General features: G+C 44.4%; 13 protein-coding genes and 1 pseudogene. 8 read left to right on the forward strand and 6 right to left on the reverse strand.

Annotation, left to right across the window (positions count from 1 at the left end; translation table 11 throughout):
- Positions 1 to 58: 58 nt before the first annotated feature.
- Entirely contained in the window at positions 59 to 1,414 is a 1,356-nt protein-coding gene (gene purB / locus B5X68_RS21185) for an adenylosuccinate lyase (RefSeq protein WP_082216760.1), read from the forward strand.
- Positions 1,415 to 1,574: 160 nt separating this feature from the next.
- Here the strand turns inward: purB and B5X68_RS21190 are convergent, their stop codons facing one another.
- From B5X68_RS21190 to B5X68_RS21210, 5 genes are all read right to left on the reverse strand, one after another.
- On the reverse strand, positions 1,575 to 4,124 hold the full coding sequence (locus B5X68_RS21190; RefSeq protein WP_082216761.1) for an adenosylcobalamin-dependent ribonucleoside-diphosphate reductase: 2,550 nt from the start codon (positions 4,122 to 4,124) through the stop codon (positions 1,575 to 1,577).
- Positions 4,125 to 4,415: 291 nt separating this feature from the next.
- Entirely contained in the window at positions 4,416 to 5,462 is a 1,047-nt protein-coding gene (locus B5X68_RS21195) for a hemin-degrading factor (protein WP_082216762.1), read from the reverse strand.
- Positions 5,463 to 5,486: 24 nt separating this feature from the next.
- Positions 5,487 to 6,281, reverse strand: a complete 795-nt coding sequence (locus tag B5X68_RS21200) for a heme ABC transporter ATP-binding protein (protein ID WP_082216763.1) — start codon at positions 6,279 to 6,281, stop codon at positions 5,487 to 5,489.
- The gene (locus B5X68_RS21205) at positions 6,278 to 7,387 is read right to left on the reverse strand and encodes a FecCD family ABC transporter permease (RefSeq protein WP_082216764.1); all 1,110 of its coding nucleotides are present in this window, start codon (positions 7,385 to 7,387) and stop codon (positions 6,278 to 6,280) included. Before B5X68_RS21205 ends, B5X68_RS21200 begins: the two co-directional genes overlap by 4 nt.
- A 6-nt stretch (positions 7,388 to 7,393) precedes the next feature.
- Positions 7,394 to 8,233 (reverse strand): heme/hemin ABC transporter substrate-binding protein, encoded by an 840-nt coding sequence (locus B5X68_RS21210; protein WP_082216765.1) that lies wholly within the window; start codon positions 8,231 to 8,233, stop codon positions 7,394 to 7,396.
- Positions 8,234 to 8,413: 180 nt separating this feature from the next.
- On the opposite strand from B5X68_RS21210, the gene B5X68_RS21215 reads away from it, so the two are divergent.
- The 7 genes and pseudogenes from B5X68_RS21215 to B5X68_RS21240 all read left to right on the forward strand — a co-directional run bounded on the left by B5X68_RS21215 (position 8,414) and on the right by B5X68_RS21240 (position 16,588).
- Positions 8,414 to 9,682 carry a cation:dicarboxylate symporter family transporter gene (locus B5X68_RS21215; protein WP_082216766.1) on the forward strand — a complete coding sequence of 423 codons (1,269 nt, stop codon included), beginning with the start codon at positions 8,414 to 8,416 and terminating at the stop codon, positions 9,680 to 9,682.
- An 18-nt stretch (positions 9,683 to 9,700) separates the two neighbouring features.
- Positions 9,701 to 10,099: pseudogene (locus B5X68_RS29270) on the forward strand (KilA-N domain-containing protein); the annotation flags it as partial.
- A 498-nt stretch (positions 10,100 to 10,597) separates the two neighbouring features.
- Positions 10,598 to 12,328 (forward strand): M3 family oligoendopeptidase, encoded by a 1,731-nt coding sequence (locus B5X68_RS21220; protein WP_170916703.1) that lies wholly within the window; start codon positions 10,598 to 10,600, stop codon positions 12,326 to 12,328.
- A 76-nt stretch (positions 12,329 to 12,404) separates the two neighbouring features.
- Positions 12,405 to 12,656, forward strand: a complete 252-nt coding sequence (locus B5X68_RS21225; protein ID WP_082216768.1) for a hypothetical protein — start codon at positions 12,405 to 12,407, stop codon at positions 12,654 to 12,656.
- Positions 12,657 to 12,896: 240 nt separating this feature from the next.
- Positions 12,897 to 13,973, forward strand: coding sequence for an NAD-dependent epimerase/dehydratase family protein (locus B5X68_RS21230; RefSeq protein ID WP_082216769.1), 1,077 nt, complete (start codon positions 12,897 to 12,899; stop codon positions 13,971 to 13,973).
- A gap of 55 nt (positions 13,974 to 14,028) precedes the next feature.
- Positions 14,029 to 14,976: a glycosyltransferase gene (locus B5X68_RS21235; RefSeq protein ID WP_082216770.1), complete on the forward strand. Its 948-nt coding sequence runs from the start codon at positions 14,029 to 14,031 to the stop codon at positions 14,974 to 14,976.
- A 4-nt stretch (positions 14,977 to 14,980) separates the two neighbouring features.
- Positions 14,981 to 16,588: a hypothetical protein gene (locus tag B5X68_RS21240; RefSeq protein WP_082216771.1), complete on the forward strand. Its 1,608-nt coding sequence runs from the start codon at positions 14,981 to 14,983 to the stop codon at positions 16,586 to 16,588.
- Here the strand turns inward: B5X68_RS21240 and B5X68_RS21245 are convergent.
- Positions 16,583 to 17,059: an RrF2 family transcriptional regulator gene (locus B5X68_RS21245; RefSeq protein ID WP_082216772.1), complete on the reverse strand. Its 477-nt coding sequence runs from the start codon at positions 17,057 to 17,059 to the stop codon at positions 16,583 to 16,585. The genes B5X68_RS21240 and B5X68_RS21245 overlap by 6 nt on opposite strands.
- Between the last annotated feature and the right edge of the window lie 37 nt (positions 17,060 to 17,096).

Below are 17,096 nucleotides of genomic sequence, written 5' to 3' on the forward strand. Positions count from 1 at the left end.
ATTTTCGACGCCGATTTCTACTAACTTTGCCTGATAATCAATTTGTGTATTGAAAATCATGTCATTAAACCAACTTACGGCTATCTCTCCCGTTGACGGCCGTTACTACAAGCAAGTATCCGAGCTTTCTGCTTATTTCTCCGAATATGCCCTAATTTATTACAGAGTTTATGTAGAGATCGAATACTTTATTGCTCTTTGTGAAATTCCATTGCCTCAATTAGCGGAATTTGACAAGAAACATTATGCTTCCCTGCGCAAAATTTATGAGGATTTTAGTGAGGATGACGCGCTGCACATCAAGGACATTGAAAAAGTTACCAACCACGACGTTAAGGCCGTTGAATATTTTATAAAGGAACAATTCGAGAAATTAGGCATCGAGTCCTGCCAGGAATTTATCCATTTTGGCCTTACATCGCAGGATATCAACAATACAGCTATCCCGCTTTCTCTCAAAGACGCGCTCGAACGTCAGATCAAACCATTGTTCCGCCAGGTTCTTTTTGTATTGAAAAGAATGTCGATCGAATGGAAAAATGTACCGATGTTGGCTTTCACGCACGGGCAACCGGCATCCCCTACACGTGTCGGAAAGGAGTTCCTTGTTTTTGTGGAAAGGCTTGAACGTCAGCTGGAAATGCTGGATAAAATTCCAAACTCCGCAAAATTTGGCGGCGCAACCGGAAACTTCAACGCGCACCACGTGGCTTACCCGAAACACGACTGGATGGCATTTGCCAATCATTTTGTGGAAGGTTTAGGCTTGAAAAGAAGCCGTCACACAACGCAGATCGAACATTACGACAATCTGGCTGCAACTTTTGATTGCCTGAAAAGACTAAACACAATTCTGACCGACTTGAACCGGGATATGTGGACGTACATTTCAATGGGTTATTTCAAGCAAAAGATAAAAGCAGGTGAAGTGGGTTCGTCCGCAATGCCGCATAAGGTCAACCCGATTGATTTTGAAAATTCAGAAGGAAACCTTGGCCTGGCAACTGCATTATTCGAACATTTTGCTGCCAAACTTCCCGTGTCCCGTTTGCAGCGTGACTTGACGGATTCGACCGTTTTAAGGAACATTGGTGTGCCACTTGCACATTTGGCAATCGCACTGAACTCGTTGCTGAAAGGCCTGGGTAAAGTAGAACTCAACGGAGAAATCCTGAAAGCCGAACTGGAAGAAAACTGGGCCGTAGTTTCAGAAGCAATCCAAACAATCCTGCGCCGCGAAAGTTACCCAAAACCCTACGAGGCTTTGAAGGAACTGACAAGAACCAACGAAAAGATAACCCACGACTCGATTTCCCGGTTTATTGAAACACTGGATGTTTCTGAGAAAATCAGGGAAGAGTTACGTGAACTGTCACCTTTCAATTATCTGGGCGTCGTAGAAGATACGCATTGATATTATATCAAGGCTATTACTTTGTTAGTCAAGAGGATAAATGCCCTTGTTGTCTAGCAAGGCTAAGGCCTTGTCAGCCTGAGCGGAGTCGAAGGCGCGCTACTCCTTGGTAACGTGCCTTCGACTCCGCTCAGGCTGACAAGTTGCTCTTAAATTAACATCACCCACACTTCGAAGAACCGCAATCCTTGCACGTCAGGCAGCCTTCCTGATATAGCAAGTTCGTAGAATTGCAATTCTGGCATTTTTGCTTTTTGGCTTCTGTTCCATCTGGAATGTATTGTTTCAATGCGCGCGCAACGCCATTTTTCCAGGTGTTGATTGACTCGTCCAATTGTAGGCTGCCGATTAGATCCACCACTTTTTCGATAGGCATTCCGTGACGCAATGTGCTGGAAATCAGCTTGGCGTAGTTCCAATATTCGGGATTGAATTTGTATGAAAGTCCTTCAATCGTTGTTTTATAACCTCTTGTATTCTTGTATTGGAAGTCATAACGTGAACTTCCGTCGGCTTCACGATTTTTAATGATCACTCCCTCGTTAACCCATCTTGGCAGCAAAATACCGTCTTCGTCATCAGCCAAACCTGTAAAGATTTCATAAGGCAGGTTGTCTACAAGTCCAACAAAGGCAATCCATTTATCTTTTTTGTTTTGAAAACGAACAACATCCGCTTCAAGCACTTGCGGACGGGTTGTCGGAAAAGGTGCATTCAATGTGGTGCTTTCCTCTTTTTTCTCCGTGTTTGCAATCAAGACACCGGATCTCGAACCGTCACGATAAACTGTAACTCCCTTACAACCAGCTTTCCAAGCCTCCATGTAACATTCGCCAACCAATTCCTCTGTTACGTCATTAGGCATATTAATGGTCACGCTGATCGAATGATCAACCCACTTCTGGATCGCGCCCTGCATTTTCACCTTTTTCAGATAATCCACATCATTAGAAGTGGCCTTGTAGTAAGGCGATTTCTTTACGAGGTCATCGAGCTCTTTCTGTGCGTAGTTCTTGCTGATATCAAAGCCGTTAACCTCCATCCATTCCTTAAAACGGTGGTGAAAAACAACATATTCTTCCCAGGAATCACCAACTTCATCCACAAAATCCACGCGGACGTCTTTGTCTCCCGGATTCACCTTTCTCCTTCTTTTATACACAGGCAGGAAAACCGGCTCAATACCCGACGTTGTTTGCGACATCAAGCTCGTTGTTCCCGTTGGCGCAATCGTAAGCATGGCAATGTTACGACGGCCGTATTCCAGCATTTCATAGTAGAGCTGCGCATCTGCCTCTTTAAGCCTCAGAATGAATGGGTTATTCTTCTCCCTTTCCAAATCAAATATAGAAAAAGCACCTCGTTCTTTGGCTGTATTAACTGAACCACGGTAAGCTTCGAGCGCGACGGTTTTGTGTATTTCAACGGCAAATTCAGTTCCCTCATCACTTCCGTAACGCAGGCCCAGCGCTGCAAGCATATCTCCCTCGGCGGTAATACCAATGCCCGTTCTTCTGCCCTCTCTTGCTTTGGTTTGAATGTTCAGCCACAAGTTGCGTTCCACTCTTTTAACCTCTTCGTCCTCCGGATCTTCGTCTATTTTTTGGAGTATTGCATCCACTTTTTCGAGTTCGAGGTCAATAATGTCGTCCATCATGCGCTGTGCAGCAGCGACGTGTTTTTTGAATAAACCCCAATTGAATGATGCCTCGCCGGTAAAAGGTTTATCGACATATGAAAATAAATTGATGGCCAGCAAGCGGCAGGAATCATACGGACACAACGGTATCTCGCCGCAAGGATTGGTAGAAACCGTTTCATAACCCAGATCGGCATAGCAATCGGGCACTGACTCGCGAATGATCGTGTCCCAAAACAAAATGCCAGGCTCAGCCGACTGCCACGCATTATGCACGATTTTCTTCCACAAAGCTGTCGCGTCGATGTCCTTAATGTGCGTTGGCGTTGTGCTTTTGATCGGATATTGCTGTTTATACGTTTCCCCGGATTCAACTGCACGCATGAATTCATCGTCGATACGGACAGAAACATTGGCGCCGGTCACTTTGCCTTGTTCTAGCTTCGCATTGATAAAATCCTCCGAATCCGGGTGCCTGATGGCAACAGAAAGCATTAATGCGCCTCTCCGGCCATCCTGAGCCACTTCACGGGTCGAGTTGGAAAATCTTTCCATAAAGGGCACAATGCCGGTGGAAGTAAGCGCGGAATTCTTAACAGGCGATCCTTTTGGACGGATATGCGACAGATCGTGACCTACTCCGCCGCGTCTCTTCATCAGCTGCACCTGCTCCTGATCAATTTTCATAATGCCGCCGTATGAGTCGGAAGCACCATTGTTGCCGATCACGAAACAGTTGGATAGCGACGCAATCTGATACGGGTTACCAATGCCGGTCATCGGACTTCCCTGTGGAATAATGTATTTGAAATCCTTGATCAGATCAAACACTTCGTCTTCGCTTAGTGGATTAGGATAAAGCTGTTCAATCCGGGCAATTTCCTTCGCAATGCGTCTGTGCATATCATTCGGCGTAGCCTCAAATATTGCGCCATACGAATCTTTAAGTGCATACTTATTTACCCAAACTCGCGCGGCCAGATCGTCGCCCTTAAAGTATTGAAGAGAAGCCTGATACGCCTCGTCGCTTGTGTAGGTTTGCGCAGTTTGCGAAGGTTTTGTTGTTTCCATGGATATTTTATATGAAGAACATTGGAGAAAAATCGAATGATAAATTTAACTCTTTTAAAACTTTGTTACTCATTAATATTTTAAATGTTTCCAGAAATAATCTGTATATAGTTGTTAATCAATATAATAAAATTTTATAATGGTGAGAATGTTTACAAATTTTTTCTTTTTGAAAATTTGTAATAAAATATCTGGCACAAAAAAAACCGGCTCAATTGAAACCGGAAATTTTTTAATTACTATGGCGAAATTTTATCTTAACTCAATTTTTTATGAATTCGATTCGAATCGTTATAACCGGCTAACCGATTTCTCAATCAGCGCTGGCCATTCGGGAAGCTCAGGAATTCCGGGCTTTCTTTTTCCAAAAAACTGATTGAACATTGTTCCTTCTTTGTCAATTAGCTCAATGCCTGTCACGACACCATCTTCCGTCGGTTTTCTCACAACCCATGCCTCATCAATGGCATCCTGCCGCAGGTGCAGGTTGAATTCGGGATCCATAATGTTCAACCAGGGCCCCATAACAAAGATTTTGTTGATCGGGCCTGTATGGATTTGAATGCAGTTTGGGTTGGAAACAAAAACCATTATCGGCAATTGTTCTTCCGAAGCGGCTTCGAAAACAGTCTTCATACTTTCCGGCGTGATCCTGTAAGCATAACCTTCCGGAGCATTGCGCAATGCTTGTTTGCGCGTCAGGTTGTATTTCCGAAGCAGCGTGAAAAAATCATGGGTGTCTTTCAAAGCCAGCCATTCTGCTTGAAATGCTGCCCTGTCAATCTCAGTAACCGTATCTGATTCAGCCGGTTTCGGCGTTTTCTCCGCGATTAGCAAGCTCATGCCCTGATCTGGCGCGCTATATTTGGCTACTAATGTCTCGTATGCCTCTTTATTGCTTTTCTCAGTAAGATAGATTTTGTGGGTTGCGTCTCCAAAACTGTTGAAAAATTGCAAGCTGTGGCGGTCGTTTTCAGAAACAGCGAAGCCAAATTTCCAGTCGCCCAGGAAAAGCCTGAGGTCAATGTCTTCTCCTAAAACCAGGCCCACATGGTTATTAAAGGATATTTTCTCATAAACACCTTTCCGCTCGTGCACAACGTGATCATTGCGTGTGAGCGCCATTACATGCCCGAGCGAGCCTATTTCCTTCATTAATTCGCGGAAATCTCCGGCCAGCAATGTCACATATTCACCAATCCCGGTGGCCACGAGCTCTGCTTCTGTGGTGTTCAGTTCCTTCGCAGCATCCCGGATCCGGGTTTTTGGGTTGATAACCTTGAATTCGGACCAGCGTTCTTTCAGCTCAGTTCTTTCTGGTGACAGGGTAGATTTCATTTTGATATTTTGTTATAATGATCTTTAATAATCCATGGAAACCATCGGCACATCAGGCACAATGACTGGATAACTCAAATTTTCGGACTGCACAATTTTCACCGGCAGCCCAAACACATCCTTTATAATACGCTCATTTAAAACCTCTTCCGGAGTTCCAATCGCATAACTTCGTCCGTTCTTCAACATTAAAACCTGGTCTGCATATTGCAACGCCTGATTGAGATCATGAACAACAGCCACAATCGAGAAACCCTTGGCCGCGAGTTCTTTGGCTAAGTGAAATGTTTCAAACTGGTGCAAAAGATCCATCCCCGTTGTAGGCTCATCCAATAGCAAAACCCCGTTTTTAATTTCCCAAATCTGCGCCAATGCCCTCGCCAGCTGCACCCGCTGCTGCTCTCCGCCTGACAGTGTTGGGTAAGACTGGTTTTTTAAAGCGCCGATCCCCACTTTTTTAAGGCATACTTCTACAATTTCCAGGTCTTTTTGCGTAGGCTCGACTTCATAAAACGGATACCGGCCCATTAACACAATTTCCTGCACCGTAAATGACAAGCTGATCACATTTTGCTGAGATAAAACTGCGCGCATTTTTGCCAGATCTCTCAATTTATGCTTTTTCAAATCTTTCCCATCAAGCAAAACAGAACCGGATGTTGGAGAAAGTTCGGCTGAAAGTATTTTTATTAATGTAGATTTTCCCGCACCATTAGCGCCAACAACCGCCCAAAACTGGCCAGGCTGGACATTAAAACTTATATCCTTTAAAAGGGATTTGTTACGCATCTCAAAACCGACATGACGAACCTCTATCATAACCTTTTCCGTTTTTGCTCCCAAAGAATGTAGAGGAAGAATGGCGTCCCCAATAATGCTGTGAGAATTCCAATGGGAAGTTCCGACGGCGCTACGATTGTTCTGGAAAGCGTGTCTGCCAATGTGAGCACAATCGAACCGGCTAATGCCGAGCCAATCAGTAGTGTTTTATGGTTTGGACCAAATGCCGTGCGTATAATGTGCGGGACAACAAGTCCCACGAAACCAATTGTGCCGGCAACCGCAACGGACGCACCAACGCCCAAAGTTGCCAGAATAATCACTTTTCGCTTCAAAACCTTCAAATTCACACCCAGACTTCCCGCCTGGCTTTCGCCTAGCACGAGCAAGTTCAACGCTTTGGAAAGGTAAGGCATGAAAAATACAGAAATGCCTACAAATGGTAAAACGGCCAGCACGGACGTCCAGTTGGCCCCGCCTAAACTTCCCAGGTTCCAGAATGTAATGGAACGGAGCTGCGCGTCATCGGCCAGATAGGTCATCAGCCCGGTCATAGCGCCTACGAAAGCATTGATAGCAATTCCGCAAAGAAGCAACGTTGTAACCCCGCCGTCGCCGGTGATTTTTGAAAGTTGGTAAACCAATAATGTGGTTAAAGCCGCGCCCACAAATGCCACAAATGAAATGCCGTACACGCCGACCCATTCATTTAATGCACTGAAATATTTGACATTAAGCATGATGACGAACACAGCAAATAGCGAGGCACCCGACGTCACACCGATTAATGTTGAATCCGCGATAGGATTGCGGAAAAGCCCCTGCAATGATGCCCCAGCAATGCCTAAGCCCGCTCCTATCAGCACTGCCAGGCAAACCCGCGGCAAACGGATCACCCAAAACACGATGGACTTCTGCTCCTCAACCCGCGTTTCCTGAATAAAGCCTAGTTTCAGCGCAATGATTTCCCAAAGTTCCGCCAGCGAAATGGACAATGCTCCGGTGCAGGCCGAAAAAACCACGCATGCAAACAAAAGCGAACCGAGGATCCACGACATCTTACCCGTCGAAGACGGAAGTTGCAGTCGTTTTACTGATGCTGCATTCGTTAATTGATCTGGTTCCTTTGCGATTTCAGCCAACATTCAATTCTATTTTACTTTTTGCGAAAGTTCCAACGCCGCTTTGCCAAGTCGCGGCCCGAAGCCGGTTAGCAACTGACCATCCATAGAAATCACTTTTCTGTTTTTACCTGCGTTCGTGTTCGCAACGCCCGGCACTTTCAGCAATCCGTCCATACCCTGCAAGCTTTCCAATCCACTTGAAAACAGCACCAGCACGTCAGGATTGGCGGTTATCAGTGACTCGGCGGTCAATGGTTTGTATTCTGTAAATTCGCTCACCGCATTTTTATGGCCTGCAAGCGAAATCATTTTATCAATCGATGTGTCTGTCCCCGAAACCATTAATGTGCCCGTCCCCCTTGCATATATAAAGAGCAATTTTTTGGGTGATGCAGAGGTTTTAACCTTCGTAAAATCAGCCTGAAGCGATTTCACAAGTTTTTCCGCTTGTGCTGTCGCATTGAAATAAGCGCCTACATCCCGGATCAGTTTAATAGCGCCTTCTCTGGAATATTCATGTTTAAACTCGACCACTTTTTTACCACTGCTTTTGAGCTGCCTTACCACTGCCGGCAACAATAAACTTTGGTCTGTATAAATGATAACATCCGGGTTTAATGTTAATATGCCTTCCGCCGCAATGGTCCTGTTATGGCCTATTTTAGGGATTTTTTCCAAAGAAGCGGGATAAGTGCTTGTTACATCCACGCCTATTAATTGTTTTTCCAAACCCAACCCACACAAAATCTCGCTCAGCGTCCCGTTTGCCGAAACAATGCGCTGTCCCGGACCCGCCACCGCATGGACCATTGCCGTGCAAAACAGCAAAAGGAAGGTCAGGGCCGGGCATAAACTATTCGATTGCATGGAGGTGTTCTCGTCTTTTAAGTATTTCGGTTGTGTGAGGCAAATATAAAATTATAATTTAGACCAAATATAAATAATTAAGAAAAATTTACTTTTCCATTCGGGAAACAATTCCTCCGACTTTTATTATCGTAACTTCAAAACTTACGCGAACCGCCCTGGCCTTAGACCCATAACGTATTGAAAAAGTTAGTCACGAATCTCACCTTCTGGGTTCTTACCGCCATCACGGCCGGTGCTTTAATGGGACATTATTTCCCAGAGCAGGCCGTAAAAATGGAAATCCTGGGAAAGGGTTTTATTTCAATTGTCAAAATCTTCATCAATCCCATCATTTTCCTGACCATTACATTGGGAATAATCGGGATGGGCGATTTGAAAAAAGTTGGGAAAGTCGGGGCCAAGGCGCTCATTTATTTTGAAATTGTGACAACATTGGCATTGATTGTGGGGATTTTGGTTGCTAATGTCATCCAGCCCGGCGACGGGGTCGTAACGAGCAATTTGCAAAAAGGCGACGCCTCGGTATATGCTAATAAGGTGCAGGATTTCAGCTGGTTGCAATTTTTCCTGGATAACATTACGCTGCAAGTGCTGCTGTTTTCATTGGTGTTAGGAACTGTTTTAAGCAAATATTCAGGCAAAGAAAAAGTCACGGAATGGCTGAATTTCGCTTCTAAATACGTTTTCCGTGCTTTGCACCTGGTTATGATCTTCGCGCCTATCGGAGCGTTCGGTGGGATGGCTTATACCATTGGGAAATATGGCATCGATACATTATTACCGCTTGCCAAGCTCATGGGAACGGTTTATGCCACGATGGCGATCTTCATTTTCGGCGTTTTGGGGCTTGTTTTGAGAACATATAAGATCAGCTTGTGGTCCTATTTGAAATACATCCGCGAGGAATTGCTGATTGTGTTGGGCACATCTTCCTCGGAGGCCGGTTTGCCTTCCTTAATGGTCAAACTGGAACGGATGGGCTGTTCCAAACCGGTTGTGGGACTTGTGGTCCCTGCTGGTTATTCCTTTAATCTGGACGGAACGACGATCTATCTTTCCATGGCCACCATTTTTCTTGCGCAGGTTTTCAATGTGCATCTTACATTCGGGCAGATCCTGTCGCTGATCGGCATCCTGATGGTGACTTCCAAAGGTGCGGCGGGTGTGACCGGAAGCGGATTTGTAGTGCTTGCATCCACATTAACGGCTATAAAAGTGATCCCTGTGGAAGGATTGGCCCTCCTTCTGGGCGTCGACCGATTCATGTCCGAAGCCCGTGCCATCACAAATTTCATAGGAAACGGCGTGGCTACGATCTGGCTGGCCAACAATGAAAAAGAATTCGACCGAAGCAAAATGGAATACGCCTTCGCAAACGTTCATCAGACGGAAAATGTTATCACCGATAATCTGACGGACACAACCCAACGGGCGGATTCGGTTTAGAAATTTAAACACATACACATGCCAAAAAACACTAAACTAATCGTTCAAAACATTGAAATTGGCCTATTAAGCATCAATTCCGAAGACTACATATGCTTAACGGACATGGTAAAGGCAAAGGATGGAGATTTCTTTGTGAGCGACTGGCTCAGAAATGTCAATACATTGGAATATCTGCATGCCTGGGAAGGAATGTACAATCCGGATTTTAATTATGGCGAATTCGCCGCAATTAGAAACCAGTCGGGCATTAATTCTTTTAAAGTCAGTGTTAAAGAGTGGGTTGCAAAAACAAATGCAATTGGGATAGTTGCTAAGGCAGGGCGATATGGAGGAACATATGCGCACAAGGATATCGCATTCAATTTTGGCATGTGGATTAGTCCGGTATTTCAATTATATATTGTTAAGGAACACCAGCGATTAAAAGAAGTTGAGTCTAATGAGTACAATTTAGAATGGAATGTGAAAAGAGTTCTTTGTAAGGCAAATTATAAAATCCATACGGATGCGATCAAAAACTATATTATCCCACACACAGGTTACACAAAAGCAAAGGAATGGTTGCTTTATGCCGATGAAGCTGATTTGTTAAACATTGCTATGTGGGGATGTACTGCACGCGACTGGAAACAAGCCAATCCCCAGCGGGTTTTACAAGGTGAGAACATTAGGGATATGGCAAGCATTAATGACTTGGCCATTTTATCGAATATAGAAAGCCTGAACTCGATTTTGATCAGCCAAAGGCTTTCAAAGGCCGAGAGACTCCGATTTCTTGCCAATACTGTGAAGCAGCAGCGTAAATCTCTAGAAGGAATTGATCTCATAAAAGGGATCAAAAAATTAAGTTATAGCACATTCCTGGATGCTAAAAAATTAACTTTAAAAAAAACAGTAATAAGCTTCTTAAAAATGACAACCGATAACATTGACGTTCTAACCCGGGGAAAACGGGCTTTTATAGGAGAGGAATTTGATTTGAAAAAATGGGAAGATGTAGAGCCGTTTTTTGAAAATCTGAAAACAAGGGAGATTAATTCTGCTGAGGATTTGCAGCAATGGTTTTTGGACCGCAGTGAAATTGAATCTTATTTGTCGGAAAACTTCGCCTGGCGATACATTCGGCAGACTTGCGACACGGCTAACACGAGCCTGATCAATGCATTGCAGTTTTTCATAACAGAAATCCAGCCGAAACTGGCTGAATATGGCAATGCTTTGGATAAAAAAGTGGTGGACAGCCCATATCTGAGCGAATTGACGGAGCCTGGCTTTGCCATCACATTGCGCGGTATGAAGAAAGCCATCGAGATCTTCCGCGACGAAAACATTCCACTCATTACCGAAATGCAGACCGAAGAGCGTCGTTACGGAGCCATCGCCGGTGCCATGACAGTGACATTGGACGGTGAGGAAATGACGTTGCAAAAAGCCGCAGACCGCCTTCAATCCACAGACAGAAACATTCGCGAAGAAGCCTGGCGCGCGATCAGTGGCAGACGCTATGACGACCACGAACAACTGGACGAATTGCTGGGCAAGCTGGTAACATTGCGCGATCAGGTTGGTAAAAATGCCGGTTTTGCTAATTACCGGGATTATATGTTTGCGGCCATGGGCCGCTTCGATTACACGCCTCAGGATTGTTTCAATTTCCACGGCTCGGTGAAAAAAGCGGTTGTGCCTATGCTGGACGAAATGGCTGCGAGCAGGAAGGCGGCTTTGAATGTGGATGAACTACGTCCGTGGGACACAAAAGTGGATCCGCAGGGCCTGGCGCCGTTAAAGCCGTTTTCAACGGGAGAAGAATTGCTGAATAAAACAATCCGCTGCTTTTCAAGGCTGGATCCGTTCCTGGGCGATTGCCTGACCACGATGAAAACCATGAAACATCTCGACCTGGAATCCAGGAAGGGAAAAGCGCCGGGCGGCTACAACTATCCGCTTGACGAAATTGGTGTGCCGTTTATTTTTATGAACGCAACGTCCAATCTGCGTGATATGGTCACATTGCTGCACGAGGGCGGCCATGCTGTTCATTCATTAGTTACGCGGAATTTGAAACTTAATTCTTTCAAACATACCCCGTCCGAAGTCGCAGAACTTGCATCTATGTCGATGGAATTGATCACAATGGATTATTGGGATGAGTTCTTTGAAAACGAGAATGACCTGAAAAGAGCTAAAATCCAGCATTTGGAATCTATTCTGGAAACGCTTCCCTGGGTTGCAACGGTGGACAAATTCCAGCATTGGATGTACGAAAATCCGCAACATTCGGCTGCTGAGCGCACAGAGGCGTGGGTTCGTATTTATGAAGAATTCACCGACAAAGTGATGGATTGGTCGGGGCTGGAGATTTATAAAAAATATCTGTGGCAGCGGCAGCTACACATTTATGAGGTTCCTTTCTATTATATTGAATACGGTATCGCACAGTTGGGAGCAATCGGCGTTTGGAAAAATTATCGCCAGGACCCTGCAAAAGGCCTTAAAGGATTTTTAGATGCATTGAAACTCGGCTATACAGCTACGATTGGTGAGATTTATCAGGCTGCCAACATTCCGTTCGACTTCTCGGAGCAGCATATCACTGATCTGATGCAATTTGTCCGGAACGAGCTGGCCCAGCTAAAAAAGTAATATTTCAGCCGGGTCGATTTGGTGGTTATGAAAATGACGGTTATTTTTGCCCATATTACTATGAACGATCAAAGAAATGAAATTCTATAAAATTGTTGCATTTGTTGCTTGTCTTGCGTTGCTTTCATCATGTGACTATCAGAAATACAATCATATAGAGCAAAAAGACCTGAATACTGGCAACGAACTTGTTTACGGCGTTAGCCCGGATTCATTGCCTCGTCAAATGTCTTTAAAATACGAAGCAAAACCGGAATTGGAAACGCGTGTTGCCGATATCCGCGCAAAATTGTACAGTGGCACAACGAGTGCAGTTGTAAAACAATAATATAATTCTGCCAACATATTGAAGATATCCTCACCGAAATGGGGATATCTTTTTTTTGAAACAGTGTTTATATCGTATTGAACAATTTTAATATTGATCTCAGCGTATAATCCTTTTGGCAAGCTCCTTTGAATCATTGACGTTGTGACAATTGAACAATTTTAATTTACTTTACGTATTCGAGGCAGGATACATTTGTATTTAATAAGCAAGAACAGGCAATTAAAAGTACACAAAAACATGAATATAGCTTTGGTAACCGGCTCAGCCGGACTAATAGGAAGTGAATCGGTTGCTTTTTTAGCGGATAAATTTGATCTGGTAATTGGTGTTGATAATAATCTTAGAGAATACTTTTTCGGCGCTGACGGAAATACGGAATGGAACCGGAACAGGATCCAGGACCAATTCAACAATTACAAGCATTACTCGGCTGATATTCGTGAAGTAAGTCAGCTGGAACCCATATTTAAAGAATACGGAACAGATATTAAGCTGATCATTCACGCAGCCGCACAGCCAAGCCACGACTGGGCAGCGAAAGAGCCGTTTACGGACTTTGGTGTGAATGCTGTCGGAACACTTAATATGCTGGAAATGACGCGCTTGCATACACCGGAAGCTGTATTCATCTTCACTTCTACCAACAAGGTTTATGGTGATAATCCAAATTATCTGCCATTAATCGAGCTGGAAACACGTTGGGAAATCGATCAGAACCATCCTTATTTCGAGAACGGGATCGATGAGCAACACAGCATTGATCATACGAAACATTCTGTTTTTGGCGCTTCCAAAGTGGCTGCGGACATTATGGTGCAGGAATATGGCCGTTATTTCGGTATGAAAACGGCGGTTTTCCGGGGCGGATGTCTTACCGGCCCAAACCATTCCGGCGCTCAGTTGCACGGATTTCTCGCTTACTTGATGAAATGCGCCATTACAGGCAACCATTACACGATTTTTGGTTACAAAGGAAAGCAGGTTCGTGACAACATTCACAGTCACGACCTTGTGAATATGTTCTGGCATTTTTATCAAAATCCACGTCCGGGCGAAGTCTATAATGCCGGCGGCGGACGTTTCGCAAACTGCTCAATGCTGGAAGCGATTGCGCTTTGCGAGCAAATTACTGGAAACAAGTTATCTTACTCATACTCAGAAACAAACAGGATCGGCGACCACATCTGGTATGTGAGCGACTTATCTAAATTCAAATCACATTACCCAGGCTGGAACTGGGAATATGGCCTGACTGAGACATTGACCCAAATTCACGACGGTATTTCTTCAAGATTAGGAGTAAAAACCGTTTAAATTCTTTCAGAAGCCTCCGAATGTTAACATTCGGAGGCTTTCAAATTCCTCCCCCATGCCAGAAAATTTTGTCATTATAATTCCTCAATTCAACGACTGGGAGGCGCTGAACCTGCTTATACAAAAAATTAACGCGGATCTGAATGCCCCGATCTTAAAAAATACAACGCTATTTATTGTAGATGACTGTTCGTCACGGGAAAGATCGCAGCCATTCGCAAATTTCGGAGGAAAAGAAATAAAAGTCCTTCGGTTGTATCGCAATCTCGGGCACCAAAAAGCCATAGCGATTGGCTTATCTTACGTAGCAGAACACATGGCGGCCGATAAAGTAATCGTAATGGACGCTGACGGCGAAGATGCACCGGCCGACATTAACCTGCTGGCAGCAAGATCATTACAGGAACCCGGCAAGATCATTTTTGCAGAACGCAACAAGCGCACGGAAAACCTGCTTTTCAGATCTTTTTATGTGATTTACAAATTGCTTTTCAAGTTACTTACAGGAAAAGTGATCACTTTTGGCAATTTCAGTCTTGTTCCGCAAAACCGACTTCAAAATCTGGTTCGCGTTTCGGAGATATGGAACAACTATCCGGGCGGCATCATCCGGTCACGGATTCCTTATGATTCGGTGTTGACGAACCGCGCGAAAAGGCTTGCCGGAGAAAGTAAAATGAACTTCGTTTCGCTCGTTTTGCACGGATTAAGCGCAATTTCAGTGTTGGTTGACACCACCGCAGTCCGCATTCTGATATTTTCCATCTTTATGTCCGGTGTGGCCATCGCATTCATCGTTTTTATCATTTTTCTGAAATTGATCGGCAACGCAACACCTGGCTGGGCGTCCACATTAGGGAGCACATTAATGATCCTGATGCTCCAATCCTTCCTGATTTCGCTGTTTTTGGTTTTCATGGTATTACAATATCGCTCTCAGCAGCATTTCATTCCCGCCGTTCACTATCGCGATTTTGTGGAAAAGGTAGACACTTTCAGTTAGGCCTATGCTCACTTTCGACAACTCCCCGCCAATCTATTGGTTTATAGGATATGCATTAGCGGCATTTGTTGTCTTCTCGGCTTTTTTCAGGCCCATTTCAACCAGAATTTACATTATCTCAGCCATTCTGCTGCTGATTTTCATGCGTTTACCAGTCATCGTTTTCAACCGGGAGCTCAATCCTGACGAAAGCCAGATGCTGAGCCACGCGATCACGTTGTTTAAAGATCCCGTTTACTGGCGATCAGTTGACGGCACCACCATCGGCCCGCTCGACAATTATTTATTGGTTATTCCAAGGTTACTAGGATTTCAGATCAACTACACATCCGGGCGTGCAATGGGCCTCATATGTGCTGGCGGGGCGTTACTAATGCTTTTTTATTCCCTTAAAAACTGGTTTGGAGCTTCTGTTGCTCGCAAAATCCTTTTGGTTCCTTTGCTGTTCCTGGCCTTTACGCAGGAGATCGACTTTGTACATTATTCGAGTGAGCAGCTTCCCGTCCTGTTGCTTTCCATTTGTGTTTGGCTGCTTTCCAGAGCGACGCAAAGTCTTGGTAATGAAAGAACTAACTTGTACCTACTCGGATTAGCTGCCGGCGCAATTCCGTTCGCTAAGTTACAAGCCGTTCCACAGGCGCTGGTTTTAGCAGCTGCCGGGTTATGGATTGGTTATCAATGTTTTAAAGCAAAAAAAGACTTCAAACCGATCCTTTTTCTGTTGCTGGGAGGACTTACATTCCCGGTCCTGACACTGATTTGTACATTGGTTTTCAATGTGTTCTCCGATTTGATTTACTTCTATATCCTGGGGAACGTAATCTATGCCGGAGGAAAAGGTTTTTTGGAAATCCCGGGTCAGTTTTTGAGAATATTTAAATTAACGCCTGATTTTCAAGTCTTTACATTAGCATTAATTGCTCCAATATTTATTGCATTTTATCAGATGTTCCGTAGGCCAAACGTTGGTAAAACGAACCTGATTGTGCCTGTGACCATTCTCCTGTTATTATTTTCAAGCATTTATGCGGTTACCAAGTCAGGAAACGATTTTATACATTATCTCAATTTCTGCATCATTCCCTGGACATTGATGGCGGGTTACGGGTTGTCAAGAGTTGAAAAATGGGCAGTTGCATTCCCCGCGATTATTCTGCTCTGGTTTGTTTCCAATGACGCATATCATTTTGTAAAAGAGCGGCGTCTGAATGCTTTTGATTCTGTAAATGCAAGAACACTGGCACAGAGCCCGGTTGTCTCAGCACTCAAAAAATACAGCAAAACCGACGATTATATGGCCGTATGGGGCTGGCAATGTGCTTATTATGTTGAAGCGCAACTATTGCAAGCCACCGCGGAGAACCATTCCGAACGTTCCATTTTCCTTCATCCAATGCAGGAGAAATACAAGAGCCGCTATTTGTCTGACATTGAGCGGACTAAGCCTGCAATTGTGCTGGATGCCGTGGGGAAAAATAGTATGTGGGTACAAAACAAAAAAGCCCAGGGAATTGAGAGTTACCCTGCGCTTTTTCAATATATCCGAAGCAATTATAAATTCATTGGCGACTTTGACGACACACGCTTGTATGTGCGCAATGACCGCCTATAATTGTGTTAAAACATCCGTTTGCTGAACATTCTCCGCTTGTTGCACATGCTCAGCCTTTTCGGCCTGAAGCAGATCATTTAATGTTGTCCTATCCAAAACAGCCAGGTTAGCATCACGCCATCTTTCCAAAACGGAGCGCAGACTGCACGTTTCTTCATCTTTGCAATCATCGCATCTCCCATAGAAAAACATGGAAACACAGAGAGCCGGGGCAATAGGGCCATCGATAATGCGCAACACCTTTGAAAAATTGACTTCGCCCGGAGGAATACGCAGCAGATAGCCACCACCTTTTCCCTTCTGACTTTGTAGAACACCATTATTACGCAAGTCAAGCAATATCGCTTCCAGAAATTTCTTTGGAATTTTCTCTTTTTCAGCAATATAGGAGATCAGGACAGGGCCTTTCCCATATTGTTCTGCTAAAACCTTTAAAGCTTTCAGCGCGTATTTTGCTTTTTTTGAAATCATTGTTCCTTAAATGTACTTTTTAGTCGATGTAGCATAT

Source organism: Dyadobacter psychrophilus (genome assembly GCF_900167945.1).
In the GTDB taxonomy this organism is placed as follows: Bacteria; Bacteroidota; Bacteroidia; order Cytophagales; family Spirosomataceae; genus Dyadobacter; species Dyadobacter psychrophilus.